Source organism: Peribacillus psychrosaccharolyticus ATCC 23296, from assembly GCF_000305495.1.
GTDB lineage: Bacteria > Bacillota > Bacilli > Bacillales > DSM-1321 > Peribacillus > Peribacillus psychrosaccharolyticus.
This window is the reverse complement of the sequence record NZ_AJTN02000077.1, coordinates 1-3,545: the sequence shown is the minus strand read 5'-3', so window position 1 is coordinate 3,545 and position 3,545 is coordinate 1. Positions and strand designations below refer to the sequence as shown.

Here is a 3,545-nt window from a genome sequence, read left to right as displayed (position 1 = left end):
TTTCAAATTATTAGGATTAAAATCTAATCCTTATCCTTATATAAATCAAGCAGACATTTATGCACAAACATCAAAGTTTGAAGGAAAGTCTATAGCGATAGATGAGGCGAAAATATTAAATAAACCTATCATTGTAACTGCTTTTAGTACTGCAAGAGACCAAATAAAAGACGGTGTAGATGGTCAAATTGTTACTATGAATTCAGATGCTATTGTAGAGGGTATTGAAAGGTTTATAAGAGACAAAAATTATAAGAATAATTTGGTTAATAATTTATTTAAAGAGGATTATGGAACTGAGGACGAAATTAATAAGCTTTACAAAATTCTTTAATGGTGGTAGCTAATGAAAAAAAACATATTATTTGTTTTAAATAATTTAAATTGTGGCGGAGCTGAAAAGGCATTAATTTCTTTATTGGAAACGATAGACTATTCTATGTATAATGTCGATTTATATTTGTTTAAACATGAAGGGATATTTTTCAATAAGATACCTAAACGGGTAAAATTATTAAAAGAACCTTTTGAATATAAATATTTTGACATGCCAATAAAAAAGGCTTTAATTGGTTGTATACAAAAAGGAAGAGTCGATATAGGTTTGTCAAGAATACGTGCGGGATATATTTTTAAAAGAGAAAAAAATAAATGCTATTTGCACTCAAAAGATTTGGAAGTATGTTTCCAAATCTTTAAAAAGTGTGAATAAGCAGTATGATGTAGCAATTGGATATCTGGAAAATCACCCAATTTATTTTTGTATAGATAAGGTAATCGCGACTAAAAAAATTGGGTTTATACATAATGATTATGACAAGTTAGGGATGGATCCGGATATCGACATGGATTATTTTTGTAAACTAGATAATATAGTTACTGTATCAGAAGAATGTGCCAATATATTAAAACAAAGATTTCCTATGTTTAGTCACAAAGTAGAAGTGATGTATAACATCGTATCTCCTAACATGATCAATAATATGGCATTGGAAAAGGTAGCAATGAATTTTAAAGGAGTTAAACTGGTTTCTGTAGGGAGATTAACTTATCAAAAAGGATTCGAGATGGCAGTAGAGGCATGTAAAAGTCTTGTGGAAAGTGGACATGACATACAGTGGTACATAATTGGGGAAGGGGAGGACCGAGAGAAGTTAGAAAAAATGATTGAAGAATATCACCTCAAGGGAATATTTATCCTCTTAGGTTTGAAAGAAAATCCCTATCCATATATAAATCAGGCAGATATATATGTTCAACCGTCTAGGTTTGAGGGGAAATCTATAGCTATAGATGAAGCAAAAATATTACACAAACCGATTATTGCAACTAATTTTAGTACTGCTAAAGATCAACTTATGGATAAAAAAAATGGATTAATCGTAGAAATGGATTCTACATCAATTTTCGAAGGTATTAAAAAAATAATAGGAGATGATGTACTAAGAACTACATTCATAGATTCTTTAGCAAAAGAAAAGTTAGGGACTGAAAATGAGATACAGAAATTATATGATTTTTGTAGATAGTACATGAAGGAGATAGGTAATGATAATTCAAATAATAAGCTTTACAACATTAAGTATAGTAGCTTTAATTTTTTTGATTGATATCGTTCCTATATTTAAAGACTGGTTAAGAAGGATTCATATTGGCAGGTATCGTGATGAAAATATATGGAATGAGAAAATTGTAAAAAAAGGTTTTGGATGGTTATATAAAACTCCGAAAATTAAGGTAACCGATAATACAAGGCTGGTTGTGTTAGATATGTTAAATAAAAATTTTACAAAAAGTTCTATACAGTATTGGCAAGAGGCGTCTCTAATTCTAGGGTTGTCAGAGTATATTAAGAATAAGAATGATAATGAAAGCAAAAATAAAATGATGAAATTTTTGGACTCCAAATTTAATCATACCGGTCAATGGATTAACAAGCCTGAACATATAGATGCGGCTATTCTGGCCTATGCTGTTATAAAATTGGACTTTTTTATAGATACTAATCAATATAAAAATGCATTAGATTATACGTGGGAAATGATAAAGGAACACATTGGTTACGATGATACGGTCGGATATAGGAAATCTATGCAAAGCTACAGATATGTAGATACCATAGGATTCATATGTCCTTTTTTAGTATCCTACGGAATCAAATATAATAAAACTGAGTGTATAGATTTAGCGGTAAAGCAAATTAAGGAGTATGAGAAATATGGAATATCAGCTGAACATTCTCTTCCATGTCATGCTTACAAGATAGAAAACAAAGAGCCCCTTGGATTATACGGATGGGGCCGAGGACTTGGATGGTTTGCTATCGGACTTATCGATGCTTGGAATGAACTACCAGAAGATAATGAATATAAAATACCACTGGAGGAAAGTGTAAGAAGATTTGCTGAAGCTGCAATTAGATTTCAACAAGATAATGGTAGTTGGAACTGGACTGTAACGAGAACTGAATGTAGACCTGATTCTTCAGCTACGGCTACATTAGGATGGTTTATGTTAAATGCTTCAAAAATTGATGATATTTCGGGAGTATGCTTAGTAAGTTCAGACAAAGCCATAAACTTCTTAATGAAGGTTACAAGAAGGAACGGAGCGATTGATTTTTCTCAAGGAGATACAAAAGATATAGGGGTATATTCTATGTTATTTAATATATTACCTTTTACACAAGGATTTTGTATTAGAATGATAAATTTCAAACTAAGTAATTAACATTATTTCTTGTTGAAAAGGTATAAAAGTATCTATAACAAATATTTACTTCTTCTACCTTGCTTGAAGTGGAAGTGCACACAAGAAAAGAAAAAAAAACTAATCAGACTCTAGCAGGCTTCGTACCCTGTTAAATAAACGCTAGATACTTATGATTTTAGTCTAATGTAGTTTAATTAAAATTGTTTTTTACACTTACAAGGTGGAGTTCGCAGAAAGAATAGAAAATATTTTCACTGGAACAGTAGGACAGGAAGAAAATAACTTGTTACGGAGGTTGGGGAATGGAAAGGACTTAATTCACAGTTTATAACTGCCTCTAAACTCGTTGGAGAGAACTTCTTTTTATATCCAATTAAAAGTACAAAATTAGTAGCTTAAACATGAAGTGATCATTATCGATAAACTGGGCTATGTCCCTTTTTTGAAAATAGGTAGAGAATTACTTTTCAATTCTTCTGAGTTCATATGAGCGATCTAGTAAGATCATTATGACCAATCTGGAAGTATCAAGATAGGAAAACCCTAGCGTTTTAGACAAATTATTAAACTAAAAAGCAATTATTATCGACTAGAGACACCTACATATAATCCCCTCTATAATTGGAGTTATTCAATATGAAGTGGCTCACTTTCAATGTGATTACTATGTCTCAAATTAATTTACAATATCATCAGAATTATTTTTCTTCTTAATTGTCTTCCACATCACGAACACATCTATCTCTTAAATGGAGAATCCTATTGTTTTGACAAAGCATGAGACTAAAAAAGTAACCTATCAATTAGAAAGTCTACACAACTAATTCGACAAC

General features: G+C 30.9%; 2 protein-coding genes and 1 pseudogene. All 3 read left to right on the top strand.

All coding sequences use genetic code 11. From position 1 onward, the window contains the following. Positions 1 to 334: glycosyltransferase (locus tag WYK_RS05890; RefSeq protein WP_040373636.1), on the top strand; the 334-nt coding region annotated here is incomplete at its 5' end. A gap of 12 nt (positions 335 to 346) precedes the next feature. Beyond that, positions 347 to 1,529, top strand: a pseudogene (locus WYK_RS05885) (glycosyltransferase). Positions 1,530 to 1,548: 19 nt separating this feature from the next. Then, the gene (locus tag WYK_RS05880) at positions 1,549 to 2,730 is read left to right on the top strand and encodes a glycoside hydrolase family 88 protein (protein WP_040373635.1); all 1,182 of its coding nucleotides are present in this window, start codon (positions 1,549 to 1,551) and stop codon (positions 2,728 to 2,730) included. The last annotated feature ends 815 nt before the right edge of the window (positions 2,731 to 3,545 follow it).

Coding starts and splice junctions, on each gene's coding strand:
- WYK_RS05880 (WP_040373635.1), top strand. CDS start 1,549: ATGATAATTCAAATAATAAGCTTTACAACATTAAGTATAGTAGCTTTA.